Raw genomic sequence first — 24,931 nt, 5'->3', positions numbered from 1 at the left:
CTGTATCCGCCTTACGCGAGCTGGCGCTTGACCTCGGCGGACACCCGGCCGCCCTCGGCGCGGTTCCCCACCTTCGGCTTGACGATCTTCATGACGGCACCCATGGCCTTCGGCCCCTCGGCGCCGCCCGCCGTCGCCTCGGCCACGGCCTCCGCGACGAGCGCGGTCAGCTCCTCGTCCGACAGCTGGGCCGGCAGGTACGCGGAGAGCACCTCGCCCTCCGCACGCTCGCGCCCGGCCTGCTCGGCGCGGCCGCCCTTCTCGAACGCGTCGGCGGCCTCGCGGCGCTTCTTCACCTCGCGGGTGATCACCTTGAGCACCTCGTCGTCGGAGAGCTCCCGGGCCGTCTTGCCGGCCGTCTCCTCGTAACCGATCGCGGAGAGGGTGAGACGGAGGGAGGCGGAACGCAGCTCGTCACGCGCCTTGATGGCCGTGGTGAGGTCGTCCTGGAGCTTTGCCTTGAGCGTGGTCATGGCGCAATCTTCGCATCCCGCCCGTGCCCGCGCCCCGGATTAACGGGCGCCCCTGCGCCGCCCCGCACAACTCCCGTCCCCCGCCGGGCCCGTGAGCCCCGGACCGCCCGGGGTCTGCGACCATGGCCGTATGCGCGCGCGATACGCAGTACCCCTGGGAATCACAGCAGCCGGAGCGGCGGGCCTCGCCTATGCCGCCGGCTTCGAGGTCCGCTCCTTCCGGCTCCGCCGGGTCACCGTGCCCGTCCTGCCGCCCGGCATGCGGCCCCTGCGGGTCCTGCAGGTCTCCGACATCCACATGGTGAGCGGACAGCGCAAGAAGCAGCGCTGGCTGCAGTCCCTCGCCGGGCTGCGCCCCGACTTCGTGATCAACACCGGCGACAACCTCTCCGACCCGGAGGGCGTCCCCGAGACGCTCGACGCGCTCGGCCCGCTGATGCGCTTCCCCGGCGCGTATGTCTTCGGCTCGAACGACTACTACGGGCCCAAGCTGCGCAACCCCGCCCGCTACCTGCTCGAGAAGGCCACCGGCCGGCACGGCCTCAACGGCAACGCCCCCGTCGTCGGCGCGATCCACAACCCGTGGGAGGAACTGCGCGACGGCTTCGACGAGGCGGGCTGGGTCAACCTCACCAACACCCGGGGCCGACTGAAGATCGACGGCAGGGAGATCGCGCTCACCGGCCTGGACGACCCGCACATCAAGCGGGACCGGTACGCGGAGGTCGCCGGCGGGCCGGTCACCGACGCGGACTTCTCGATGGCCGTCGTCCACGCCCCGTACCTGCGCGTCCTCGACGCCTTCACGGCCGACCGCTACCCGCTGGTCCTCGCCGGCCACACCCACGGCGGCCAGCTCTGCATCCCCTTCTACGGGGCGCTGGTCACCAACTGCGACATCGACACCGGCCGGGTCAAGGGCCTGTCCACCCACCGCGCGGGCGGCCACCGCTCGTACCTGCACGTCTCCGCCGGCTGCGGCACCAACCGCTACACCCCCGTCCGCTTCGCCTGCCCCCCCGAGGCCACGCTCCTCACCCTCGTCGCCCGCGACTGAGCCGGGAGGGTTTCCCGGGCCCACCCGTACGGTGGAGGGATGATCGACCCGACCTCCACCACCTCCCGGGCCGGCGCGGCGAGCGCGACGGGCGTTCCCGCGTCCGCCGTCGTCCCGACGGGCCGCCGCCCCTTCGCGGCGGCCTTCCGCGCGCTCGTGGCCCTGGCCGCCCTCACCGGCATCGTCCTGGACACGATCGACTCCGACGACCTGGGCCGGCTCTTCAGCTACTTCACGATCCAGTCCAACATCCTGGTGGCGGTCTCCTTCGCCTGGGCCGCTCACCGCGCCTGGACCGCGCGCCCCGCGCTCTCCCCGCGGATCACGGGCGCGGCGCTGCTCTACATCTCCATCACAGGTCTCGTCTTCCACTTCGTCCTGTCGAACGACTCCAGCGGTTTCTCCATGACCAGCGACCGCACCCCCCTGGAATCGGCCGCCAACCAGCTCCTCCACACCGTGACCCCGCTCGCGGCCGCCTTCGACTGGCTCGTGCTCACCGTGCCCGGCGGCTTCCTCCTGCGCCACGCCTGGCAGTGGCTGGTCTACCCCCTCCTCTACCTCCCCTTCGCCCTGATCCGCGGCGCCCTCCTCGACCCCGGGACCGAAGGCCGCTACCCGTACCCCTTCCTGGACGTCGACCTCCACGGCTACGCGGGCATCGCCACCAACGCCGTCGTCTTCGGCCTGGCCTTCTACGGCCTGGCCCTCGCGCTCACCCTCGCCGACCGGGTACGCCCCCACCTGCGCGGCCCCCGGAATCGGATTTCGCCTACGGGCTCCGGTCCGCTAAAGTAGAGCTCGTTGCGCCGGGGACCCTCGAAAGCGGGGACTCGGAGTGCATCGGGGTGTAGCGCAGCTTGGCAGCGCGCTTCGTTCGGGACGAAGAGGTCGTGGGTTCAAATCCCGCCACCCCGACTTGGTTGCACAGATCAGGGCTCTGATCCACTTGGTGGATCGGGGCCCTGATGCGTTTCCGGGTGGCTCATAGGAAGCAGCGCGCCGCGCTCGTGATGCGCGTCACCCGTATCGTCCGGCGGTTCAATGACGGGCGGTCAGGGGTCGTCCTCGCGAAACGGCGACGCGCCGCTGCCCTCGGCCGCCTGCTCGCGCTTCCCGGGGGACCGGGGCGGAAGCAAGGGACGAGGGCTGCGGCGCGGGCGGTGGGGCGTCAGCCCTCCAGGGTCGGGTAGTCCGTGTAGCCCTTGGCGTCGCCGCCGTAGTAGGTGGCGCGGTCGGGGGTGTTGAACGGGCCGCCGGCGGCGAGGCGGCGAGGGAGGTCCGGGTTGGCGAGGAAGAGGCCGCCGAACGAGACGAGGTCGGCGGTGCCGTCCTCGACGAGGGCGAGGTGCTCGGGGCCGGTGGGCTCGTTCCCCGTGAAGGGGTTGAGGATGACGGGGCCGCCGAACAGCTTGCGCAGGGCGACGGTGAGCTCGCGGTCGCCGGGCTCCATGATGTGCAGGTAGGCCAGGCCCAGCGGGGCTATGCGGGCGACCAGCGCCTCGTAGGTGGGCCGCGGGTCGGCTTCATGGATGTCGTTGAGGGTGCCGCCGGGCGACAGGCGGATGCCGGTGCGCTCCGCGCCGATCTCGGCGACGACCGCCTCGGCGACCTCCACGGCGAAGCGGATGCGGCCCTCGACCGAGCCGCCCCAGCCGTCGGTGCGCAGGTTGGCGTTGGTCGCCAGGAACTGCTGGATCAGGTAGCCGTTGGCGCCGTGCAGCTCCACCCCGTCGAAACCGGCCTCGACGGCGTTGCGGGCGGCGCTGGCGAAGTCGGCGACGGTCTGCCGGATCTCGTCCTCGGTCAGCTCGCGCGGGGCGATGTACTCCTTGGGGCCCTCGGCCGTGAAGACCTGGCCCTGCGCGGCGACGGGCGAGGGGCCGACGGGGACGAGCCCGTCGGGCAGCAGGACGGGGTGGCCGATGCGGCCGGTGTGCATCAGCTGGGCGAAGATCCGGCCGCCCTTGGCGTGCACGGCGTCGGTGACCTTGCGCCAGGCGGCGACCTGCTCGGCGCTGTGCAGACCCGGGGTGAAGGGGTAGCCCTGACCCACGACGGAGGGCTGGATGCCCTCGGTGACGATCAGGCCGGCGGAGGCGCGCTGGGCGTAGTACTCGGCGGTCAGCTCGGTGGCCAGGCCGCCCTCGGCCGCCCGGCTGCGGGTCATCGGAGCCATCACGATGCGGTTGGCGAGCTGGTTCCCACCGACGGTGATCTGGTCGAAAGCGCTGGTCATGGCGGATCCCTCCCAATTACTTGGCCGACCAATCGATCGGCGTGACGCCACTGTAGCGCATTACTTGGCCAGCCAACATAATGAGACGGGGGAAGATTTCCGGGTCCCCGTCGAAGCAGGGAGATGGATCCCGGAGCTGACGAAGCAGGAGGCCTCATGTCCGGCGCCGAGTACCAGTGCCCGAACGAAGCGACCACGACCACGGAATCCGGCACGTGCGGCGAGATCAGCCACGCCATCGCCCGCGTCGCCAAGCTCCACCGGATCACGGCGGGGCAGCTGCTGCGCCGCCTCGGCCTCTACCCCGGGCAGGAACTGCTGATGATGGCCCTGTGGGAGCACGGCCCGCAGCGCCAGACCGAACTGATCAAGCAGACGGGCGGCCTCGACCCCTCGACGGTGACCCGCATGGTGCAGCGCCTGGAGCAGGCGGGGCTCGTCCGGCGGCAGCCCGACCCCACCGACCGGCGCGCGGTCATGGTGGAGGCCACCGAGCAGGGGCACGCACTGCGGGGCGAGGTCGCGGAGGTGTGGCAGGAACTGGAGGAGATCACGCTCGCCGGACTGGGTGACCACGACCGCGCACAGCTGGCACGGCTGCTGGACCTGCTGGAGGCCAACCTGTGCGGGGCGTGCCGCTCTTGTTGATCCCCTAATCCACCACCCCCGCCCCCGGGTTGCGGAACGTGAACATCTTCTCCGGATCGATCCGCGCCCACACGGCGCCCTTGAGCCGGGCCTCCCACAGCTCCCGTCCGTGCGACTCGATCAGGAAGGTCCGGAGGGCGGGGTCCCGCGCGGGCTCGACCTCAACCGCCCTGCCATGCACGGTGATCTGGAGGCTCTGGCCGTCGAAGACCGTGGCACTGATCGCCGGCCGGGCGCGGACGTGTCGGAAGCGCACGGAGTTCCGCCCGGAGCCGAAGTAGAGGCGGGCACGGAAGAAGTGCCCGTCGACGACGCCGACCCGCGGCTCGCCGGTGGCCGTCACGGTCGCCAGCGCCATCATCGGGATACCCCGGAGCCGGGCCACGACCCCGGCGGCGTCCAGGCGGCGGTCCTCGTCCACGACCGAGCGCAGATGCGGACCCGCCGTGGCGTAGCTGTCGTCGAGCAGACGTTGGAGAGCGGTCATGTCGTCCGGCGTCTCGTACATGCCCCGACTATGACCCACGCCACTGACAGCGGGGCCGGTTCCGTCGGCCTTCCGTCAGCACGAGGCCGGACAACCACCCGACAGGGGCACGAAGTTGTCCACACATGACCGGTCGTCCACAGACTGGACCGCGATCGGTCTGGATGTCGGCGGTTCGGCGCAGAATGGGGGCATGACTGAGAGCAACGGGGCCCTGCGGGGCGACGGGTTCATGCCCGATTGGGAGAAGCGCTTCCGGGCGCCCCGCGTGGGGCTGCCCAGATGGGCGGAGGACGCACCGGACCGCTCGCTGTTCACTTCGAACGCGACCGGCACGTTCGAGGTGTACGCGTGGGACCGCGCCACCGGCGGCCGGCGTCAGGTCACGGACCGGCCCAACGGCACCACGGGCGGGGTGCTGACGCCGGACGGCGAGTGGATCTGGTGGTTCTCGGACACGGACGGTGACGAGTTCGGCGTCTGGATGCGCCAGCCCTTCCACGGCGGGCCGGACGAACCGGCGGCGCCCGGCCTCGACCCGTCCTACCCGGACGGCCTGGCCCTGGGCCGTGACGGCACGGCGGTGATCGGCCGGTCCACCGACAAGGCCGGCTCCTCGGTGCACGTCGTGCGCCCCGGCGGCGCGGCCGCGGAGATCTACCGGCACGAGCAGTCGGCGGTGGTCGCCGGCCTGTCCCATGACGGCACCCTGATCGCCATCGAGCACACCGAGCACGGCGACGCCATGCACTCGGCGATCCGCGTCGTCCGGACGGACGGCACGACCGTCGCCGAGCTGGACGACACCCGGGGCGGCACCGAGGAGCTCGGCCTGTCCGCGATGGGCTTCGCCCCCGTCGAGGGCGACACCCGGCTGCTCGTCGGGCACCAGCGGCGCGGCCGCTGGGAGCCGATGCTGTGGGACGCGACCACCGGTACGGAGACCGCGCTCGTCATCGACCTCCCCGGCGACCTGGAGGCCGACTGGTATCCGGACGGCTCGGCACTGCTCGTCGAGCACAGCTACCAGGCGCGCAGCGAGCTCTGGCGCTACGACCTGGCCGACGGCGCGCTGACCCGCCTCGACACCCCGGCGGGCACGGTCTCCGGCGCCCTGCCGCGTCCCGACGGGACGGTGGAGTTCCTGTGGTCCTCGGCGGAGAAGGCGCCCGTCGTCCGGTCCCACCGCCGGGCACGTGGTGCTGGAGGCGCCGGCGGGCACGGACGGCGTGAGCCACGCTCCCGACTCGGTCCCGGTCGAGGACATATGGGTGGAGGGGCCGGGCGGCACGGTCACACGCCCTGGTGCAGAAGCCGGCGGGCGAGGGCCCCTTCCCGACCGTCTTCGACATCCACGGCGGCCCCACCTGGCACGACAGCGACGCGTTCGCGGCGGGCCCGGCGGCCTGGGTGGACCACGGTCTTCGCGGTCGTGCGCGTCAACTACCGCGGCTCGACGGGCTACGGACGGGCCTGGACGGACGCGCTCAAGCACCGCGTCGGGCTGATCGAGCTGGAGGACATCGCGGCAGTGCGCGAGTGGGCCGTCGCCTCCGGCCTCGCCGACCCGGAGCGCCTCGTCCTGGCCGGCGGCTCCTGGGGCGGCTATCTGACGCTGCTGGGCCTGGCACCCAGCCGGACGCCTGGGCGCTGGGCCTGGCCGCGGTCCCCGGGGCCGACTACGTGACGGCGTACCACGACGAGATGGAGGCGCTGAAGGCCCTCGACCGCACGCTCCTCGGCGGCTCCTGGGGAGTTGGGCGTACTCCCCGCGAACCAGCTGTGCGACGCGCGGCACGGCGAGACGGTCCTGGTCGCCGGTGCCAAGGCCGCCACCCAGACCCCGCCGGTCCGCTCCGGCCGCCGCGTCGTCTTCGCGACCTGACGACGGGACGGGCCTGGCCGACTGCGCTTCCTTCGACGACTCCCACGCGGCCTGCGCCCCACACACGGTCTTCCACTCCTGGCTGCTCCTGGTCCGCGGCGTCGTCCAGCGCCGGGGACCGCGGAGCGTCGAGCGTGGTGGGCGCGCGGGTGTGTGACCTGGCGCGGCTGGCGGAGCTCCGCGCGGAGGGGCGGGCTGGGGGCGGTGGCGGAGGTGCTGGCGGCTCCGCCGGTGGGGGACGGCTCCCCGGAGCCGGAGCCGGATCGCCGGATCCGGCTGTCCACGGGGTACGCCCTGCATCCGTGGGCGGATCTGCGGCCTGCGGGTGAAGGGGCCGCGACCGGCGGAAGTTGTGGCACGCGAGCCAGGGGAGTGCGGGATGAGTGCGCGTACGCGGAGGGAGTCTCTCCCGGCCCCGCAACGCGCTCCGCCGCGCCGGCCGGGGGCTCCGCCCCTGTTCCCCGAAGCCCCCTGCGGCGCTGCCCTCGAACGCCGTGGCCGAGGGGCGGAGCCCGGAAGTGGGGGCACCCCCTCTGGGGGAGTGTGAAAGGGCGGGGCGGGGGCATCCAGCCCGTCCGGCGCTTGAGGACAACCGCGCGCAGCGCGGTTGCCGCGGACGGCGCGGTTGCCGCGGACGGCGCGGTTTGCCGCGGACGGCTCGGTTTGCCGCGGACGGCGCGGTTGCCGCGGACGGCGCGGTTGCCGCGGACGGCGCAGCACAGCCCCAACCCCCGTCCTCCACCTCCGCTTTCGGCGGACCCCCTCCCCGAGGACACCTACGACGCCCTCCTCGCCCCATCACCGAGGTGACGCCCGTCGTCCGCCCGCTGCCCCGGACTCCGCCCTGCTCGACGTCCGCTGCGCCACCCGCTGCTTCGGCCGTAACCCCGGCCGAGCTCGCGGAGCTGATCCGCGTGCGGGCCCTCGCCCGCTACGGCGTCGACTGCACGGTGGGCATCGCCGCCAACCCGCTCCTGGCACGGCGCGGCCGCGCAGGGACGGACCGCCGGGCGCGACGACATGCGTGACGGACGCCGCGTTCCTCGCCCACCGCCCGCCACCGCCCTCCCCGGCGTCGGCCCGGCACCGCCCGCACCCTCGCGCGTACGGGCTCGACACCGTCGGCCGGATCGCCGCCGCGCCGCTCCCGCGCTCCAGCGCATCCTGGGTGCGGCCGCCGGGCGCACCCTGCACGAGCGGGCGCACGGCATCGACCACGCCGGTCACCCCGGAACGCCCGGACCCGCTCACGGCGGCCGAGCACCGCTTCGCGCCGACGAGTTGGACCCGCGCGCCGCCGCCGCGCGCCTGCTCGCGTCTCGCGACCGGCTGGGGGCCCGGCTGCGTGGGAAGGGCGGGTCGCGGGCGGCCTCACCTCACAGTCCGGTACGCGGACGGCTCGCGACACCCGTACCCGCACCTCGCCGAACCGACCGCGCACACCCCGGCGTTGACCGCCGTGCGTACGCACTGCACACGACGCGCTCGGCCTCCAGCGCGCCGGGTCCGGGCCGTGGCGCTGCGCGCCGAGGGCTCGGCGACGCCGAATCGGCCCCGCACCAGCTGACGTTCGACGCCGCGGACGACAAGGCGCGCCGGATCGAGGCGGCCGTCGACCGGGCGCGGGCCCGCTTCGGCCCGACCGGCGGTGGGGCCGGCGGCCGCGCTGCGCGTGGCGTGAGGACACGGGCCCATGGCGAGTGTCAAACGTCTTGACGAAAGCATGACCTTCGTCCACCTACTCGCATAGTAAGTTGCTGTCCCCTTCAGCACGCGGCAAGCACAGGGCGTTGTGCCGCTGCGTGCACCCTCTTTCCTATCCACCCCCCTCAGCTCTCGACCCCCACCTCGAGGAGACCTCGTGTCGAATCCGAAGAATGTTCCGCACTCTGTGCGCCTCCCTGGCCGCCTCCGCCTCGTCTGACGTGGAGCCGTCGACTCGGCGGCCCGGCCGGTGAGCGGACGGTCAGCAGCGGCTGGAACGACTACTCCTGCAAGACCGTCCGTCCGCCCACCCCCGCCCCGTCGTCCTCATCCACGGCACCTACGAGAACGCGGCCCAACTGGGCCTTCATGGCCCCCTATCTGACCAACCGCGGCTACTGCGTCTTCCTCCTTCGAACTACGGCAAGCTGCCCGGCGTGCCGTTCGTCCACGGTCTCGGCCGATCGCCAAAGTCCGCCGAGGAGCTCTCGGCGTTCGTGGACAAGGTCCGTGCGGCGACCGGGACGGAGAAGAGTGGACCTCGTCGGCCACTCCCAGGGCGGCGGCGCCATGCACCGCTACTACCTCAACTTCCTGGACGGGGCGGGGCAAGGTGGACAAGCTCGTCGGCCTGGCCCCCAGTAACCACGGCACGACGCTCTCGGGCCTGCAGCGCCTGCTGGACGCCATCCCCGCGGGCGCAGGATCCTCGCTCCGTGTCGGCGGGCTCCGAGGACCAGCTCATCGGCTCGGCGTTCATCCGGCGCCTCAACTCCCGTTCCCGACACGGTGCCCGGCGTCGGCTACACCACGATCGTGACCCGGTACGACGAGGTGGTCACGCCGTACCGCACCCAGTTCCTGTCGGGGCCGAAGGTGCGCAACGTCCTGATCCAGGACCTCTGCGCGGTGGACCTCTCCGAGCACCTCACCATCGGCACGATCGACCGCATCGCCTTCCACGAGGTGGCCAACGCGCTCGACCCGGCCAACGCGACGCCGACGACGTGCGCTTCGGCGGTCACCGCTGAACGTCCCCGCAGGGAGGGGGAGTCGGCCGAAACCGTTCGCACGAATGTGTGTCGCGCTCATTGACTCCCGAGTAATAAGCCCGCAGCCTACTCGCACGTAGGTTACTGACGGTTCAGTACGCGGGAGCCGCGCGACCGCCGTGCTGATGCCGCATGCCCGCTCCCCCTCCCCACCTGCGAGGTGTCCCTGTGCCCGGATCCGGGAAAGCCCTTCGCTTCCGCAGATTCCTCCGCGTCCTCTGCGCCGTCCTCCCGCTCTGGCCCTGGTCCTGGCGGCCGGCGCCGCCGCCCCGGCATCCGCCCCGGCGTCCACTGCCGCGGCGAGGGTGGTCAGCAGCGGCTGGAACGACTACTCCTGCAAGCCATCGTCCGCCCACCCCCGCCCCGTCGTCCTGGTCCACGGCACCCTCGGCAACTCCGTGGACAACTGGCTCTTCCTGGCTCCCTACCTGGTGAACCGGGGCTACTGCGTCTTCTCCTCGACTACGGCCAACTGCCGGGCGTACCGCCGGTCTTCAACGGCCGGGCCCGGTGGCCAAGTCGGCCGAGCAGCTCTCCGCATACGTGGACCGGGTCCGCGCGGCGACCGGCGCGGGCAAGGTGGACCTCGTCGGCCATTCCCAGGGCGGCATGATGCCGCGCTACTACCTCGACTTCCTCGGCGGCGGCCCCAAGGTCAACTCGCTCACCGGCCTGGCGCCCTCCAGCCACGGCACGACCCTCTCCGCCTGACGAAGCTGATGGACAAGATCCCCGGCGCCGCGCGAGGCGATCCACGGGGGTCACGCCGCGGCCTCACACGACCAGGCGCTCGGCTCCGCCTTCCTCAAGAAGCTCAACTCCCGCCCCGACACGGTCCCGGGCGTCCGCTACACCGTCATCGCCACCCGGTACGACGAGGTCGTCACGCCGTGGCGGACCGCGTTCCTCTCGGGTCCGAACGTCCGCAACATCCTGCTCCAGGAGCGCTGCGGCGCCGACGTCTCCGAGCACTGGCGATCGGCACGGTGGACCGCGTGGCCTTCCACGAGGTCGCCAACGCCCTCGACCCGGCCAACGCCACGCCGTCCGGCTGCGCTTCGGCCGTCACCGGCTGACCCGGCGCGCGTGCCGCCCCCGGGAGGGGGCGGGCGGTTCAGGCCTCGGGGCCCTCGGCCGGGAACTCGTACTGCGCCTCGTACAGGTGCCCGGCCTTCGCGCGACCGAGACCTCGACGGGGCGCTGCCCGTCGCTGTACACCAACCGGAACGTCCGCAGCACCGGCAGGTCGGTCGGCAGGGCCAGGCCGTGTACTGCTCCTGCGTGGGCACGCGGGCGGACACCCGGTCCACGCAGTGGCGCGGCGGGTAGCCCAGTTCGGCCAGGAGCGTCGGAGTGCCGCCGCGGATCCTGCGGCGCTCCGACATCGGGGTGCCCGTGCGCGATGTCCAGCGGTAGAAGGACTTGACCAGTTCCACCGGTTTCGTCGTCGAACAGCAGGATCTGCGAGCGCATGAGGACGGTGTCGTTCCGGGCGATGCCGAACGCCGCGGCGACATCGGCGGGTGCCGCCACCTCGGCGACGTCGAGGAGCCTGCTGCGGGCTCGTACGCCACGAGTTCCGGCCTCCGTGATCCAGCGGTAGGGCTGTCCCGGCGGGGCGGGAGCCACGGACGCGGCGGGACGCATGGTCCGTTGGCGGTGCGCGCGAACCGTGACCGCGGCAACCAGCCCGCCCGACGACGAGTCCCTCCGCCTTGAGCGCCTGAAGCGCCTTCTGCACCGTCGTGTTCGACGCGCCGAACCTGTCCTTGAGCTGCTGGGTGGAGGGCACCTTGTCGCCCGGCGGGAGGTCGCGGACATGATCTCGTCCCGCAGGTCCGCGGCGATGCGCTCGTGGAACGGCCGGCCGTCGGTCATCGCATCCTCAACTCGTAGTGCGGGCCCTTCTCGTGCGGGCGCCGGACAGGCATGGACGTGCCGATCCACTCGCTCTCGTGGACGGCGGCCCCCTGCCGGTCGCGGGACCCGACCTTACTGCTTTCCGCGGCGGACGGCCTTGCCGCGTATCGCGAACACCGATATGGTCACGCATCCCGGAACGCCTTCCAGCTCAGGGAGTTGAGACATGCCCGGTCCTCGCATGCCCTGCTCGGAACACCGATCGCCGGCAGATCGCCGTGGTGACGGTCACGGGGGACGGCGTCCGCGTCGGCGACGTCGTCGCGATCGGCGGGATTCCGCACCGGGTGCGGGACGTGCGGTGCGTCCTTCCGGCGCGCACCCGGCTGGAGTTCGAGGACGGGAACGCGTACGTGGTGGGCCGGTCGCACCCCATCGAGGTCTCGCGGGCCTACCCCCTTCCCGGGCGGGCGCTGCCCGCGCGCCACCGCTGATCCCCCGCGGCCGTCGCCGCCCGCGCCATCTCGAACTCCCGGGCGTCCTCGCCCTCCCGGACCGGCTGCACCGCTCCCGTCCTGGTGAACCCGTGCCGGACGTACAGCCGTTCCGCCGGGTCGTTGCCCTCGGTGACCCACAGCCGCAGCCCGGTGAGTCCGAGTTCGTCCGCCCGGCTGAGGGCCGCGCCGACGAGGAGGTCCGCCGCGCCGCGGCTCCGGGCGGCGGGGCGCCACCCACATCGAGACGAGCATGCCGGTGCCGGGTCCCTGTGGATCCTCCGGCCCCTCCGGTACGACGGAGACCAGGCCGCACGGCTGCCCACCGTCCTCGGCGAGGAAAGTGTTGCGCCGGGCCAGGCGCTCCCGCCACTTCTCCTCGGGGAACGCGATCTCCCCGGACCAGGTGGAACCGAAGGCGTAGGGCGCGTCGGCCAGGGCGGCGAGCCGGACCTCTCGGTAGAGGCGCCAGTCCCCGGGGGTCAGGGGGCGCACGGTGATGTCTGCCATGGGCGGACCATGCCATCCCGGAGGGTGTCGCACCAAGGGATTTCCGGTGGGTCGAGCGGGTGGGCATATCGGGGCGTAAGCCCCGTACGGAACAAGCGAATTGACATATTAAGGGTTGCCTAACCTAATCTCTCGATCGATGGGAGATCTCATGACCGAACGCAGCTCCGAAGACCCCGCCCACGCCGCCCACCCCGGCATACGCCCCCACGAACTCCCCGATACCGCCGAGCGCGAGCTCCTCGGCCGGGTCCTCGACGCCCTGCTGCGCGAGGACGCCTACCGGCTGCGCAGCACCGCCCACCGGCACCGCCGTCCGGACGGCGACTGGCTGGCCCTGCGCGCGGGGGAGCGGACCGTCTGCGTCCCGGTCGACGGTGACGGCGTCCGGCGCGAAGTCCGGGCGCGGCGGCCCTTGCTGGAGGCCGCCGGCGCGACCGTCACCCGCCTCGCGCCGGCCCTGGCGGTGCTGCGTGCCGTCGCCGGACCCCGTGAACGGTCCGGATTCGACGCGTTCGCCGCCGAGTGCGCCGAGGAACTGGCCGCCCTGCGGCTGCAGGAGCGGCTGCGCGGCGACGTCACCGAACGGCTCGCCGCCGCCTACGGACCCGGCGCCGCGACCTGGACGGGGCCGCGCGGCGCCCTCGCCTTCGACGCCCTCGCCGCCTTCCGCCCCCACCCCCTCCACCCGGCCGGCCATGCCCGCACCGGCCTCGCCACCGCCGAACTGCCCGGCCACGCACCGCAGTTCCACCCCTGTTTCGGGCTGCGCTGGCTCGTCCTGCCGCCCGCCGCCGTGCGCGGCCGGCCCACGGCCCTGCCCGCCTGGTGGCCCACACCCGGCGAACTCGGGCTGCCCGCCGTCGAGGGCACCGCCCTGCCGGTGCACCCGCTGACCGCGGGGGAGCCGCTCGCCCGGGCGCTGCGCGCCACCGGCCTGGCGGGCGAGGCCCGACTCGCCGTCAAACCCTGGCCGGACGTCGTGCCGACGCTGTCGGCGCGCACCGTCGCCCTGGCCGACGACCCGGCCACCCACCTCGAACTGCCCCTGGCCGGCGCCGGGATCGTGCCCAGTTCGCTGCTGGACGGCGCGGTCGCCCAGCACCTGCTGGAGGAGATCCTGGCGCGCGAGCCGCGCCTCTCCCGGGCCGTCCTGCTCGCCGACGGGCGCACCCGTCTCGACGCGGGACACCCGCTCCTCGCCGCCCGGGTCCGCCGCCTGCCGGACGGGCTCGCCGACGCCCACGTCGTACCCGTCGCCGCGCTGGCCGCCCGTACGCCCGACGGCGTCCCGGTGGCCGACGCGCTCGCCGCCCGCTACTACGGGGGGTCGCCGCACGCCTTCCTCGACGCCTACTTCACCCTGCTCCTCGACTGGCACACCACCCTCTTCTCCTACGGCGTGGCCCTGGAGGCGGACGGGCGGAACGTCTCGGTGGTGCTCGACGCACCCGGCGGCCGCACCCGGCTGCGGCTGCTGTACAAGGACCACGGCGGCCCCCGGGTCAACGCGGTCCGGCTCGCCGCCCGGCTCGGCGGCCAGGCCGCCGACCTCCTCGGCTTCGCCGACCGCCGCATCCTCGCCGGGCACGACGGACCGGTCGCCGATCTCTTCGCCGCCGTCACCGTGCACCTGTGCGCGGGAACCCCCGCCCTGGAGCTCGGGGGCGAGCCCCTGCTGCGGCCGCTGCGCGACCGCCTCGCCGAGGCCGTGGACCGCCTCGCCCCCGGCCCCGCCGGCGTGCTGCGCACCCGCGTCCTGGAGGCCGGGCTGCTCCCCGTCCAGGCCCCGGTGACGGCGGTGCGCTCCGGCGCGGCCGACGCCGGCAAGCACTATGTGAACGGCCCGAACTACCTTCGCCGCGCGGCGCCGTAGGGCGCCCCGCTCCTCGGTCACTCCGGACGTGCTGCTCGGGCGGTGCCTTTTCGGCCTCCCGGCGGGCCGGTTCGGGCGTGGTGGCGGGGAACCGCTGTGCGGCGCGGCGGACTTCGGCGACGCTGGGGGCGTCGGCCGGTTCCCAAGGTTTTTACCAGGCATGGTTGGTACATACATCTATAAGGGCGTAGCGTCGCCACCGCCGAACCGACGGGGGCCCCACCACACCGCCACGAAAGGGGACGCCGCTCCATGTGCGGAATCACCGGATGGATCGCCTATGACCAGGACCTCACCGCCGACCCCGCCGCCCGCCCCACACTGGAGGCGATGACGCGGACCATGGCGCTGCGCGGCCCGGACGCGGAGGGCGAGTGGGTGGACACCCACGCCGCCCTCGGCCACCGCCGCCTCGCCGTCATCGACATCGAGGGCGGCCGCCAGCCCATGCTCGTCCAGCGCGACGGCCGCACCCAGGCCGTCATCACCTACAGCGGCGAGGTCTACAACTACCGCGAGCTGCGCTCCGAACTCGCCTCCCGCGGGCACACGTTCCGCACCAGCAGCGACACCGAGGTCGTGCTGCACGCCTACCTGGAGTGGGGCGAGTCCTTCGCCGAGCGCCTCAACGGCATGTACGCCTTCGCCGTCTGGGACGCCCGTACCGAGGAACTCCTCCTCGTCCGCGACCGGATGGGCATCAAGCCGCTCTACTACGCGCCGACCCCCGACGGCGTCGTCTTCGGTTCCGAGCAGAAGGCCGTGCTCGCCCACCCCGCCGTGCGCTCCGTCGTGGACGCCGAGGGGCTCGCCGAGGTCCTCGCCTTCGTCAAGACGCCCGGCCACGCGGTCTACAAGGGCCTGCACGAGGTCCGCCCGGGCCACACCATCCGCTTCCGCCGCGGAGCGTCCCCCGCCGTCCGCCGTTACTGGGCCCTGGAGGCCCACGAGCACACCGACGACACCGCCACCACCGTCGCGCACATACGCGAGCTCCTCGACGACATCGTCGCCCGCCAGCTCGTCGCCGACGTGCCGCTGTGCACCCTGCTCTCCGGCGGCCTGGACTCCTCCGCCATCACCGCCCTCGCCGCCAAGGGCCTCGGCGAGGCCGCCGCGGCCCGGTGCGCTCCTTCTCCGTGGACTTCACCGGCCAGACCGAGAACTTCGTCCCGGACGACCTGCGCTCGACGCCCGACGGCCCGTACGCCCACGCCCTCGCCGAGCACGTGCGCTCCGACCACCGCGACATCGTCCTCGACACCGCCACCCTGATGGACCGCGGCCACCGCGCCGCCGTCCTCACCGCCCGCGACATGCCGCTCGGCTTCGGCGACGGCGACACCTCGCTCTACCTTCTCTTCAAGGCCATCCGCGAGCAGTCCACGGTCGCCCTCTCCGGGGAGTCCGCGGACGAGGTCTTCGGCGGCTACAAGTGGTTCCACGACCCGGCCTCGGTCAACGCCGACACCTTCCCCTGGATCGCCGCGGGCGTGGCCGACACCTTCGGCGGCGGCAAGAGCGGCGGCTACGCGGCCCTCCTCGGCAAGGACGTCCTCGACGCCCTCGACCTCCCCGGCTACACCGACGCCCGCTACCGCGAGGCCCTCGCCGAGGTCCCCCGCCTCCCCGGCGAGACCGGCCACCAGGCCCGCATGCGCGAGGTCAGCCACCTCCACCTCACCCGCTTCGTCCAGATCCTCCTCGACCGCAAGGACCGGGCCAGCATGGCCACCGGCCTGGAGGTCCGCGTCCCCTTCTGCGACCACCGCCTCGTCTCGTACGTCTTCAACACCCCCTGGGCGATGAAGACCTTCGACGGCCGCGAGAAGTCCCTGCTGCGCGCCGCCACCCGCGACGTCCTCCCCGACGTCGTCGCCGACCGCGTCAAGAGCCCCTACCCCTCCACCCAGGACCCCCGCTACGCCGAGGCCCTCCGCACCGAACTCCGCCAGCTGACCGCCGACAGGAACGCCCCGGTCCGCGAACTCCTCGACGAGGACTCCCTCGCCACCGCCCTCTCCCCGGACGCCGGCAGCCGGTACCGCGGCGCGACGGAATTCGTCCTCGGCCTGGACACGTGGCTGCGCGGCGGCGGCACCGAGCTGAAGCTGTGACGGTACGGCCCGTGGGGGTACGACGCCCCACGGGCCGTACCCGTACGTCAGCGGCTGCGGGCGGCCCGTCGCGGGTGCCCGCAGCCGCAGGCGCAGCGGGTGCGGACGACGGACGGTTCACCGGGCGAGCTTCCGGGCCGCGGCGTCGAGCGCTTCCCCGAGGTCGTCGGCATCGGTGAGGACGTCCCACCGCTCGCTCTGCGGGATGACCCAGACCCGGTCGCCCGGATACTTGCCCGGCGGTGGCACGAAGAGCTCCGATCCCCTATCTCCACAACCGCAAGAGGCGTTGCTATCTGGTAGCAGTAATGGTCTGGCGAGTCGTGACGGTCACCGCACCGTACTCAGGCCGCAGTCCTGTTTCGACATACAACGGGGTTGCACGCATCCGGCCTTCGGTAATCGTTGTGGACAAGGGCAGCCTCTTTACGTCAGCCACCGCAGCTCGTACGCATCGAGGCTCACTGTCCGTCCCTCCACCCGCGCGTTCACCCCGTGGTCTTGAGTGTTCACTACCAGCGTCCCGCCATGCGCCGAGGTGAGGGCTCGCACTCCTTCCCCTTCGATTGCCGGAACCCGAAGCCCAGTTGCTCCCGGGGGGAATGCCTTGCCGAAATGGGACAGCAAGTCCATCATCGGCAGCCTTGTTCCCCCGTCGCTCAACTCCGTGCTGCTCCAAAGGCATCCGGGGCAGGCGCCCGTGTCCTCTTCCGGATTCCAGTAGAAGGCGCCCGCCACCCCGGCCCGGGCCATCTGCATCATCGCCGTCGCCTGGACGGCGATCCGGCGCGGTTCGGTCCAGCCGGCCCGGTTGTCCTGGGCGTCGGGGGGGCTCGACGTACCACTCGGCCCACCACACCGGCAGGCCGGTCGCGTTCTTCAGCCAGGCCGTGACGTCGGCGAACTTCTGCGTGGCGCGGAACTCGTCGGGGAGGAGCAGGCTGCCGTCCCGGGTGTAGCTGGAGCCGTCGACGACGACGAAGTCGGCACCGGCCTTGTGCCGGTTCCAGTAGGTGAGCGCGTCGAGGGCGCGCTGGTCGACCACTCCCCAAGGGCCCTGCAGGGACGACGCGTTGGACGCGGACCCCGGCGAGTTGCTGTCCATGACGACGTACGGCCCGCCGATGAGAATGTCGTCGCGCTGTCTGTGGAGCTCCTCGTAGACGAGGTTGTAGAGCTCGGTGTACCCCTCGTAGTCCCACCGCTTGCGCGAATCGTCGTAGAAACCTTGAGTTCGTTCCAGACGATGAAGTGGTGGACGTCCGGGTAGCGTTTGGCGACGACGCCGGCAAGGCGGGCGAAGTCCTTGTAGTGCGCCCGCTGCGGGGCCTTCTCCAGCGACTTCTGGGACCAGTCGGTCCGCTCCCCGCCGCCCTTCATCCAGTCGGGGGCGCAGCAGAGCGTGAGGACGGGAGCGGCGCCGGTGCGGCGCATGAGGGCGACGCGGCGGTCGAGGTCGGTGAAGTTGTAACTGCCGGGTCTGGGCTCCGGGTTGTCCGCTCCCCAGCCCATGATGTGCTGGTTCTGCGGCATCGGGTCGGCGGAGAGCAGCCCGGCGGCCGTGCGCCGTGCACCGTCCTCGCCGCGGTCGGCGCTGTACTTGGTGTGGGTGAAGCCCCAGCCCACCGCGGCCCGCCGGTCGTGCGCGGACCCGCCGCGGGACCGCCCGCCGCCGCCGAGGTCGACGGTGAACAGCAGGCCCAGCGCGCACGCGAGGACCGCGAGCAGCGCCGTCAAGCGCCACCGCCCCCGTTTCGACAACCACGGCCCCCCGGCATGACGTCCCATCATGGCCAAGGGTATCGGCGGGCCGTACGGTTTGGTCGGCTTCCGCCCGAACTCAGGCGCCGTAGACGGCGCGTACCGCTTCCTCCGCCGCCGCGAGGGCCGCCGCCCGGTCCAGACCGAGCCGCCGGGCCCGCTCGGCGTAGCCGCGGGCGGCCGCGGCGGCCTCCCGTTCGGCGGTGTCGCCCGGGGCGGCGATGAACGTGCCGTTCCGCCCACGCGTCTCGATCACCCCGTCCGTCTCCAACGCCCGGTACGCCTTGGCCACGGTGTTGGCGGCGAGCCCGAGCTGCTCGGCGAAGCCGCGGACCGTCGGCAGCCGGTAGCCGACGGGGAGCTCGCCGAGCGGGCCTGGTCGGCGATGCTGGCCCGGATCTGCTCGTAGGGCGGTTCGGGGGCGTCCTGGTCGACGGTCACGTGCAAGGTCACGGCGGCTGTGCTCCTGGATGACGGATCGGTGTGCGGCCCCCATTGTGCGTCAGCGCCGGCGGGGACGCGGGCGCCGGCGGCGGCTGCCACGGCGTGTCCGTACTGCGGCCCGGCTGGGCGGAATCGTGACCAGGCCCCCCGGGACCGCGTTACAGGAAACGTACTTCCCGGAAATACACTTCCCCAAGTGCGAGGTGCTCGGTGCCCCGGAAACCCTCCCATCCGTCCAAGCCCGGCGACATGTTCGACCGTGACGGGGAGTGGAGCGAGCTGACCGCCTTCGCGAGCGATGCGAGACCGGACGCGACCGTGGGGGTCGTCTCGGGCCGTCGCCGTCAGGGCAAGTCGTTCCTGCTCGACTCCCTGGCCCGGGCCTCCGGGGGCTTCTACTTCTGCGCGTACGAGGCGACGGAGTCGGAGTCGCTGCACCGCTTCGGCGAGGAACTCGGCCAGTACACCGGGGCCGTCGCCCCCATGCCGCTTCGACCGCTGGGAGCAGGCGGTGGACGCCCTGCTCGCCCTCGGGCGCGAACAGCCGCTCGTCGTGGTCCTCGACGAGTTCCCCTATCTCGCCCGGGCGACCCCGTCGCTGCCGTCCATCGTTCAGGTCGCCTACGGCCCCCGGCGCCCCGAACGCCTGGAGTCGCGCACGCGGCTGCTCCTCTGCGGCAGTTCCCTGGCCTTCATGGGGAAGCTGCTGGCGGGCACGTCACCGCTGCGGGGCCGGGCGAGCCTCGAATTGATCGTGCACCCGCTCGACTACCGCCAGGCGGCCGCCTTCTGGCAGCTCGACGATCCGCGTCTCGCGCTTCTCGTCCACAGCGTCGTCGGCGGAACGCCCGCCTACACGCAAGGAATTCGTCGGCGACGACGTACCCGACGGCATGGCCGACTTCGACTCCTGGGTCTGCCGCACGGCGCTCTCCCCCAGCTCGCCGCTCTACCGCGAGGCACGCTACCTCCTGGCCGACGAATCGGACCTCAGGGACCGCGCCCTCTACCACTCCGTCCTCGCGGCCCTCGCCACCGGCAACGCGACCGCAGGACGGATCGCCGGCTTCCTGGAGCGTCCCATCAGCGACATCACGCACCCGCTCACCGTCCTCCAGGACTGCGGCCTGGTACGCCGCGAGGAGGACGCCTTCCGCCGCAACCGCAGCACCTACCGCGTCGCCGAACCGCTCATCGCCTTCGACCACGCCATCTCCCGCCCGAAACGGCCCCTGCTCGACCGGAGGCTGGCCCACCAGGTCTGGACGACCGCCCGGCCCCGATTCCTCTCGGCCGTGGTCGGACCGCACTTCGAACAGGTCTGCCGCGACTGGGTGGCCAACTTCGCCTCCCCGGAGACCTTCGGCGGCATGCCGATCGACGTGACGTACGGAACCGTCGCCGACCCGGCCGCCCGCACCGGCATGGAACTCGACGTGGTGGTCCGCGGAGCCGTCGGCCAGGACAACGGCGTCCTCCTCTCCGTCGGCGAGGCCAAGTGGGACCGCACGATGGGCATGTCCCACCTCGACCGCCTCCGCCACGCCCTGATTCTCCTCGCCGCCCGGGGCGTCGACACCACCGCGACCCGGCCGGCGTGCTACAGCGGGGCGGGCTTCACCCCGGAGCTGAGGGCGGCGGAGGCGCGGGGTGAAGTGGTCCTGGTGGATCTGCGGCGGCTGTACGAGGGGGAGTAGACGCAGGGCCGACGGCTACGACATCGTCGCCAGCCGCCACACCAGCACCGCGCCCAATACCGCCAGCAGCGGCATCGCGAACCAGAACGACCCCTGCATCCAGCGCAGTTGACGCACCCCGGCCCGCATCCCCACCCGCGTCAGCTCCCGCACCGTCAGCAGTACCAGCAGCAGCACCGCCGCCAGGCCGCCGACCACGGAGACCGGGTTCCAGGTCACCCGTGGCCCGGCCGGGCCCGGGCGGGGGGCCGGGGCGGGGCCGGGGGGCTTGGATTTCAGTTCGTAGAGGACCGCGTCGTCGTTCGTCAGGACCGGGCGCAGGTCCGGGCTCGTGGACAGGGAGCGGCGCATGCGGGCGTCCCAGCCCGTCGGGTAGCCGGCGGACAGTTCCAGGTAGGTGGACTGGCCGCGGTTGACGAGGAGGTACGCGTTGGGGCCGGCGGCGCGCAGGGACTTCACCAGGTCCGGTACGCCGGCGGCGTCGCGCGGCGCGAGCGTCGGCTCGTAGAGGACGCGCTCCATGTCCCGCGCCTCCCATGGCAGGGCCGGCGTCACGTTGTTGAGCGTGTCGCTGCTCATCCAGAGGAGTTTCACCGTCGGGCGGTCGTGGGCGTAGACGTAGTCCATGGCCGTCACTTCGCCGGCCCGCACCCGCTCGAAGTCCTCGTTGCCCCAGCGGGCCACCAGGAAGCCGAAGGCGAGGAGGAGGCCGGCGGTCAGGGCGGCCAGGGGGGCGGCCAGGGTACGGCGGCGGCGGGCCGCGGCCGGGAAGAGGGCCAGGGCGGCGAGGACGCACGCGCCGGGGACGGCGAACAGGAAGACGCGCAGGGCCACTTCGCCGCCGTACGACTGCATGCCGAAGGCGAGGAAGGGGACGCAGGTGAGGACCACGAGCGAGACGTCCGTGACGCCGGCGCGGCGGCGGCGCCACCAGCCCAGGGCGGCGAAGGCGAGCACCCCGCCGGCCAGGGCGACGCGCACGTACAGGACGAACTTGTGGACCGGGTTGCCGCCCTCGATGCGGCCGGAGACCGAGGACGAGACGTTGCCGCCGAGCGAGCCGAGTCCCGCCGAAGAGCTCGTTGAAGTGGCCGGACCAGTACGGCTCGGCCAGGAAGCCGATCCAGACCGCCAGCATCACCCCGCACAGGCAGCGGGAGTCCGCGGAGCGTCGAGCGGCGTACCAGGACGAGGACGGTGAGGACGCCCAGCATCACGAACGGGGTCAGCTGGTGGGACGCGACGGAGGCGGCGAAGAGGGCGATCAGCAGGGCCAGGAGTACGGTCAGTTGGGCGCGGCCGACCGGCTCCACGCGGCGCTCGCCCGCTACGCGCCGCCCCCGGCAGCTGGCCGGGCCAGCGGAACCAGACCAGCAGCACGGCCACGAAGAGCAGGTAGAAGAGGTAGTTGAGGGCCTGCGGGGAGAAGTAGTCCTGGCCGACCCAGCCGCAGAGGGCGAACAGCCATAGTGCCGTCCACTTGGCGCGCCCACCCGGCCCGGACCGCGCGCAGGAGCAGGGCCAGCGGGGCCAGGCAGGCCAGTTGGACGGCGAGCGGCCACCAGCGCAGGAGCTCGGTGAGGTCGTGCACGCCGCACGCCCGCGCGGCGAGCGCGGCGAGCGCGAAGAAGCCGGGCCAGCTCCAGCGGGCGTCCAGGTCGGGCGCCGCGGTGCCGGTCCGGTCGATGTAGTCCAGGAAGCCCAGGTGCTGCCAGGCCGTGGCGAAGCGCGGGCGGTCCTCCAGTACGGCGGGCAGCGCGTGCAGGGACACGACCGTCGCCAGCAGCACGGCGGCCAGCAGCCAGGTGCGCGGCCGGGCGGGGACCAGGGCGGCGGCGAACGCCGCGACCAGCACGGCGGTGCCCACCAGGGTCGCGGTGGGCAGGACGGAGACCAGGCCGAGCCCGCCCATCCCGTCCAGGTTGACCTCGCCGAGGGCCTTCAACGGCGCCCAGTAGAGGGCCAGTCCGGCCAGGAGGAGCAGCCCGATCGCGGTCTCGGGGCGCCACCACGCGGGGCGCCGGGGCGGCGCCTTCGCGGGGGCGGGCGACGGTGGCGGCGCCTCCGTGCGCAGCACCAGCGTGTCCGGGGACGGCCGGACGTCCGGCCGTCGCTCCAGGTGGTCGAAGTCCAGCCGGACGCCCAGCGGCAGCGTGTCCGCGTCGAGCGCGGCGCGCAGCGCCCAGCGCGTGCCGTGGGCGGGCGCCGGCTGCGGGGCCTCCCGCCGTGGAGCCTCGCGCTGCGGGGCCTCCCGCTCCTCGCGTCGTTCGCCGTGGGCCGGCAGGTCCGCCAGGTCGCCGTCGGGCGCCGTCGCGTCGGACCTCCCCGCGGGGGCGGCGGCCGCCGCCCTGAGGACGCCCCGGAGCTTCACCGCGGCGATCGAGACGATCACCGTGAGGCTGGAGATTTCCGCCACCCCCGCACCCGTCAGCCCCATGCGCGGCAGGAGCAGCAACGTCAGCCCCATCACCAGCAGGCACAACAACCCCTGGAGATAGGCGAGTCCGGCCGTACGGCTCTGCGCCCGCAGCACCGCGAAGTACGTCTCCATCACCACGCGCAGCGCCGCCCCGACCGCGAACCACCGCAGCAGCGGCGTCGCCTCGGTGTAACCGGGCCGAAGACCGCGAGGATGTACGGTGCGAGGAGGAACAGGCCCCCGCACACCGGAACCATGATCTTCGCCATCCGGCGCAGCGCGGCCCGGCAGTTCTCCGCCAGCCGTTCCGGGTCGTGCGACCCCTCGACGGTGAGCGAGGCGCCCATGTTGATCGCGAGCAGGTTGACCGTGCCCCCGATGGTGGACGCGATGTAGAAGTACGCGTTCTCGCTGGAGCTGATCTGCGCGGCGACGAGCACCGGCACCAGATAGACCACGGCCAGGGAGAAGAGGGAGCCGGTGTAGTCGCCGGCCAGGAAGCGGCCGATCTCCCGGGCGCTCGCCGGGCGCGCGGTCCGCTCCGTGGCCCGGACGTGCGCGGGCACCAGCCGCCGGAACACCAGCCAGCCCAGCGGCAGGACGGACGCGCCGATCGAGACCACCCACGAGACGAACACCCCGGGACGCCGGCAGCACCGTCGCCAGGGCGATCAGGAGGGCCAGCTTCACGGCGGAGAAGACCGTGTTGCCCACCGGCACCCACATCGCGCTGCGCAGCCCGGTCAGCACCCCGTCCTGGAGGGTGAGCACCGACCAGGCGATCACCGCGGCGGCGAACCCCAGCCCGTGCGAGAGCCCGCCGAGCGCCCGGTAGGACGGTCCCCACCAGCCAGGGTGAGCAGGAAGACGCCCGCCGCGGCGGCGACGATCACCGAACTGCCCGCGTAGGTGCGCAGCACCAGCCGGCCCGTGGTCCGGCCGGCGACCGGGATGAAGCGGGCCAGCGCCCCGGTCAGGGTGACCGCCGTGAGCCCGGCGAGCAGCTTCATGGCGGCTATGGCCGCGGAGCCCCGGCCGACCGACTCCTCGCTGTAGTAGCGGGCGGCGACGAGCCAGAAGCCCACCCCGAGGACCGCGCTGATGCCGGTGTTGAGCATCAGCGCGAAGGCGTTGCGGAACAGCGGGCTCCCGTCGCTCCCGCCGCCCTTGCCGCGCCCCGGCAGCCGAAGCCTGCGGCCCGCCGGTTCCACCGCCCGCTCCTCGGTCCGTGCGGACAGCCCCGGTTCGGAGGTGTCCTGTGTGGACGTGTCAGCCACGCGTCTCTCTGGCCCTTCGCGTCTCTCTGGCCTTTCCGGCGCTTGTCCGTCCGGCGCCCGCCGCTCCGGCGCTCGCCGTTCCGATCAGCCGGCGGCCGCCGCGGACGATCGCGTACCCCTTGGTCAGGGCCCGGTCGGCCGCGAACAGCCGGCCGACCGCCCGGCCGTGCACCATCCGCTCGAACTCGGCGACCGACGTCGTGCGGCGCACGGTCACCCGCCGCAGGGCGTACGGGCCCTGTGCGCGCGTCGCCAGGCCGTTCCCCACCGCGAGCGAGATCCCGAAGCCGGCCGCCCGTACCGCCCGCCGCACCCCGGCGGCTGGAGTAGCCGTAGGGGTAGGCGAAGGATACCGGCGGCCGGCCGAGTTCCCCGGTGAGTATGTCGCGGCAACCGCTCGATCTCGAACGCCAGCCTGTCGTCGGCGAGTTGATCGAGCTGCGGATGTGTGTGGCTGTGCCCGCCGGCCTCGGCGCCGGCCTCGGTGAGCTCGCGCAGCTGGTGCCAGGTGAGCATGAGGTCCAGGGCGCCGCCGGTCTCGTGCTCCCCGCGCAGCCAGCCGGTGGAGACGAAGACGGTCGACGGGAAGCCCCGGGCGGCCAGCACGGGGAGGGCGTGCCGGTGCACGCCCTCGTAGCCGTCGTCGAAGGTGATCAGCACCGGTTTCGGCGGCAGCGGCCGGCCGTCGCGCCAGGCGGCGGCCAGCTCCCGGGTGGTCAGCGGGACGAAGCCGGCCGCGTCCAGCACCGCCATCTGCTCGGCGAACGCGTCCGGCCGGACGGAGAGTCCGTGGGCGGCGCGGGACGGCGCGTGGGCGACGGAGTGGTACATCAGGATCGGCACCGGGCCGCCGGCGGCCGTCACGGGACCACCTCCTCACCGAGCCTGTGCCGTCGGCGCTCGTGCCGTTCCCGCCCGGGACGGCCGGGAC

13 protein-coding genes, 1 tRNA gene and 10 pseudogenes are annotated in these 24,931 nt (G+C 73.1%); 14 read left to right on the top strand and 10 right to left on the bottom strand.

The window, feature by feature from the left end:
• Positions 1-11: 11 nt before the first annotated feature.
• Entirely contained in the window at positions 12-473 is a 462-nt protein-coding gene (locus ABD794_RS15075; RefSeq protein ID WP_344963783.1) for a GatB/YqeY domain-containing protein, read from the bottom strand.
• 130 nt (positions 474-603) lie between these two features.
• Between ABD794_RS15075 and ABD794_RS15070 the strand changes: the two genes are divergently transcribed.
• From ABD794_RS15070 to ABD794_RS15060, 3 genes are all read left to right on the top strand, one after another.
• Entirely contained in the window at positions 604-1,530 is a 927-nt protein-coding gene (locus ABD794_RS15070) for a metallophosphoesterase (protein WP_344963782.1), read from the top strand.
• A gap of 39 nt (positions 1,531-1,569) precedes the next feature.
• Positions 1,570-2,328 carry a Pr6Pr family membrane protein gene (locus ABD794_RS15065; RefSeq protein ID WP_344963780.1) on the top strand — a complete coding sequence of 253 codons (759 nt, stop codon included), beginning with the start codon at positions 1,570-1,572 and terminating at the stop codon, positions 2,326-2,328.
• A 46-nt stretch (positions 2,329-2,374) separates the two neighbouring features.
• Positions 2,375-2,448 (top strand) — tRNA-Pro (locus tag ABD794_RS15060).
• Between the two features lie 253 nt (positions 2,449-2,701).
• Here ABD794_RS15060 and ABD794_RS15055 read toward each other — a convergent pair.
• A complete protein-coding gene (locus ABD794_RS15055) occupies positions 2,702-3,769 on the bottom strand; it encodes an alkene reductase (protein WP_344961641.1) in 1,068 nt (355 codons plus the stop codon).
• A 156-nt stretch (positions 3,770-3,925) separates the two neighbouring features.
• On the opposite strand from ABD794_RS15055, the gene ABD794_RS15050 reads away from it, so the two are divergent.
• A complete protein-coding gene (locus ABD794_RS15050; RefSeq protein WP_344963778.1) occupies positions 3,926-4,417 on the top strand; it encodes a MarR family winged helix-turn-helix transcriptional regulator in 492 nt (163 codons plus the stop codon).
• 4 nt (positions 4,418-4,421) lie between these two features.
• On the opposite strand, the gene ABD794_RS15045 is transcribed toward ABD794_RS15050, so the two are convergent.
• A complete protein-coding gene (locus ABD794_RS15045; protein ID WP_344963776.1) occupies positions 4,422-4,925 on the bottom strand; it encodes a pyridoxamine 5'-phosphate oxidase family protein in 504 nt (167 codons plus the stop codon).
• Positions 4,926-5,136: 211 nt separating this feature from the next.
• On the opposite strand from ABD794_RS15045, the pseudogene ABD794_RS15040 reads away from it, so the two are divergent.
• From ABD794_RS15040 to ABD794_RS15015, 6 genes and pseudogenes are all read left to right on the top strand, one after another.
• A pseudogene (locus ABD794_RS15040) lies at positions 5,137-6,653 on the top strand (S9 family peptidase); the annotation flags it as partial.
• Between the two features lie 4 nt (positions 6,654-6,657).
• A pseudogene (locus ABD794_RS15035) lies at positions 6,658-7,172 on the top strand (DNA polymerase III subunit alpha); the annotation flags it as partial.
• Positions 7,173-7,595: 423 nt separating this feature from the next.
• Positions 7,596-7,817: a hypothetical protein gene (locus tag ABD794_RS15030; protein ID WP_344963774.1), complete on the top strand. Its 222-nt coding sequence runs from the start codon at positions 7,596-7,598 to the stop codon at positions 7,815-7,817.
• Positions 7,814-8,356, top strand: a complete 543-nt coding sequence (locus ABD794_RS15025; protein WP_344963773.1) for a hypothetical protein — start codon at positions 7,814-7,816, stop codon at positions 8,354-8,356. The genes ABD794_RS15030 and ABD794_RS15025 overlap by 4 nt, the downstream gene beginning before the upstream one ends.
• A 353-nt stretch (positions 8,357-8,709) precedes the next feature.
• Positions 8,710-9,516: pseudogene (locus tag ABD794_RS15020) on the top strand (esterase/lipase family protein); the annotation flags it as partial.
• Between the two features lie 232 nt (positions 9,517-9,748).
• A pseudogene (locus ABD794_RS15015) lies at positions 9,749-10,621 on the top strand (esterase/lipase family protein).
• Positions 10,622-10,659: 38 nt separating this feature from the next.
• On the opposite strand, the pseudogene ABD794_RS15010 reads toward ABD794_RS15015, so the two are convergent.
• Positions 10,660-11,423, bottom strand: a pseudogene (locus ABD794_RS15010) (GntR family transcriptional regulator).
• 263 nt (positions 11,424-11,686) lie between these two features.
• Here ABD794_RS15010 and ABD794_RS15005 point away from each other — a divergent pair.
• Positions 11,687-11,899 carry a hypothetical protein gene (locus ABD794_RS15005; RefSeq protein ID WP_344963772.1) on the top strand — a complete coding sequence of 71 codons (213 nt, stop codon included), beginning with the start codon at positions 11,687-11,689 and terminating at the stop codon, positions 11,897-11,899.
• Here the strand turns inward: ABD794_RS15005 and ABD794_RS15000 are convergent.
• Positions 11,857-12,225, bottom strand: a complete 369-nt coding sequence (locus tag ABD794_RS15000; RefSeq protein ID WP_344963771.1) for a GNAT family N-acetyltransferase — start codon at positions 12,223-12,225, stop codon at positions 11,857-11,859. The genes ABD794_RS15005 and ABD794_RS15000 overlap by 43 nt on opposite strands.
• Before the next feature lie 335 nt (positions 12,226-12,560).
• Here ABD794_RS15000 and ABD794_RS14995 point away from each other — a divergent pair, with 335 nt between their 5' ends.
• On the top strand, positions 12,561-14,285 hold the full coding sequence (locus ABD794_RS14995; protein WP_344963769.1) for an IucA/IucC family protein: 1,725 nt from the start codon (positions 12,561-12,563) through the stop codon (positions 14,283-14,285).
• A gap of 252 nt (positions 14,286-14,537) precedes the next feature.
• A pseudogene (asnB, locus tag ABD794_RS14990) lies at positions 14,538-16,402 on the top strand (asparagine synthase (glutamine-hydrolyzing)).
• Positions 16,403-16,519: 117 nt separating this feature from the next.
• Here the strand turns inward: asnB and ABD794_RS14985 are convergent.
• The 3 genes and pseudogenes from ABD794_RS14985 to ABD794_RS14975 form a co-directional block, all read right to left on the bottom strand.
• Positions 16,520-16,651: a hypothetical protein gene (locus ABD794_RS14985; RefSeq protein WP_344960285.1), complete on the bottom strand. Its 132-nt coding sequence runs from the start codon at positions 16,649-16,651 to the stop codon at positions 16,520-16,522.
• Positions 16,652-16,828: 177 nt separating this feature from the next.
• Positions 16,829-18,190, bottom strand: a pseudogene (locus ABD794_RS19015) (xylan 1,4-beta-xylosidase).
• Positions 18,191-18,242: 52 nt separating this feature from the next.
• Positions 18,243-18,616, bottom strand: a pseudogene (locus ABD794_RS14975) (GntR family transcriptional regulator).
• 884 nt (positions 18,617-19,500) lie between these two features.
• On the opposite strand from ABD794_RS14975, the gene ABD794_RS14970 reads away from it, so the two are divergent.
• Positions 19,501-20,304 carry a hypothetical protein gene (locus ABD794_RS14970; RefSeq protein ID WP_344963766.1) on the top strand — a complete coding sequence of 268 codons (804 nt, stop codon included), beginning with the start codon at positions 19,501-19,503 and terminating at the stop codon, positions 20,302-20,304.
• Between the two features lie 15 nt (positions 20,305-20,319).
• Here ABD794_RS14970 and ABD794_RS14965 read toward each other — a convergent pair.
• Positions 20,320-24,000, bottom strand: a pseudogene (locus ABD794_RS14965) (lipopolysaccharide biosynthesis protein).
• Positions 23,993-24,831, bottom strand: a pseudogene (locus ABD794_RS14960) (polysaccharide deacetylase family protein). Before ABD794_RS14960 ends, ABD794_RS14965 begins: the two co-directional pseudogenes overlap by 8 nt.
• Between the last annotated feature and the right edge of the window lie 100 nt (positions 24,832-24,931).

The organism is Streptomyces thioluteus (genome assembly GCF_039535865.1).
The sequence above is the reverse complement of the archived record's forward strand: the minus strand, read 5'-3'. Positions and strand labels throughout refer to the sequence as shown.

Coding starts and splice junctions, on each gene's coding strand:
- ABD794_RS14970 (WP_344963766.1), top strand. CDS start 19,501: ATGGCCGACTTCGACTCCTGGGTCTGCCGCACGGCGCTCTCCCCCAGC.
- ABD794_RS15050 (WP_344963778.1), top strand. CDS start 3,926: ATGTCCGGCGCCGAGTACCAGTGCCCGAACGAAGCGACCACGACCACG.
- ABD794_RS15065 (WP_344963780.1), top strand. CDS start 1,570: ATGATCGACCCGACCTCCACCACCTCCCGGGCCGGCGCGGCGAGCGCG.
- ABD794_RS15045 (WP_344963776.1), bottom strand. CDS start 4,925: ATGTACGAGACGCCGGACGACATGACCGCTCTCCAACGTCTGCTCGAC.
- ABD794_RS15075 (WP_344963783.1), bottom strand. CDS start 473: ATGACCACGCTCAAGGCAAAGCTCCAGGACGACCTCACCACGGCCATC.
- ABD794_RS14995 (WP_344963769.1), top strand. CDS start 12,561: ATGACCGAACGCAGCTCCGAAGACCCCGCCCACGCCGCCCACCCCGGC.
- ABD794_RS15070 (WP_344963782.1), top strand. CDS start 604: ATGCGCGCGCGATACGCAGTACCCCTGGGAATCACAGCAGCCGGAGCG.
- ABD794_RS15055 (WP_344961641.1), bottom strand. CDS start 3,769: ATGACCAGCGCTTTCGACCAGATCACCGTCGGTGGGAACCAGCTCGCC.